Annotated in this window: 1 pseudogene; it reads left to right on the top strand. The window is 54.3% G+C overall.

The features are described from left to right. Positions 1–427, top strand: a pseudogene (locus tag HMPREF2554_RS02520) (hypothetical protein); the annotation flags it as partial.

Below are 427 nucleotides of genomic sequence, written 5' to 3'. Positions count from 1 at the left end.
GTGTGGGGTTTGTGGGTGTGCAGGGTCTCGTACCGGGAAATCCTGCCCGAGAAACTCATGAGGGTCAATAACCGGGGACGTAAGCAGGTGCTGCACTACTGGCAGATTGACTCTAGTTATTTCACCCTATTAGGGGATGAGAACGGGCTCTTTGAGCTCACCGATACCGCAGGGGTGGTGTATCGGTTTAAACCGCATGTGGAACCGTGCCGGTATCTGGGTTCTCAGGTGGCGTTTCGGTTGGATTATGGGTATTGGGCTGATCCGAACAATACTCAGGATGCTGAAATACTTGTGCAGTATATTCGGGAAAAATTGTGGGTGCAGCGCCTGTTGGAGGTGCCCACTGTTTCGGGGTTAGCCCACGACGGGGTGGGACAAGAGTACAGGCCTGCTGGTGGTCCTGATTTCGGGCCCGAGTTCCGTA

The sequence above is a fragment of the Rothia sp. HMSC071F11 genome, from assembly GCF_001809115.1.
Taxonomy (GTDB): Bacteria; Actinomycetota; Actinomycetes; order Actinomycetales; family Micrococcaceae; genus Rothia; species Rothia dentocariosa.
Note: the sequence above shows the minus strand (reverse complement) of the source record. Positions and strands in the feature narration are given on the sequence as shown.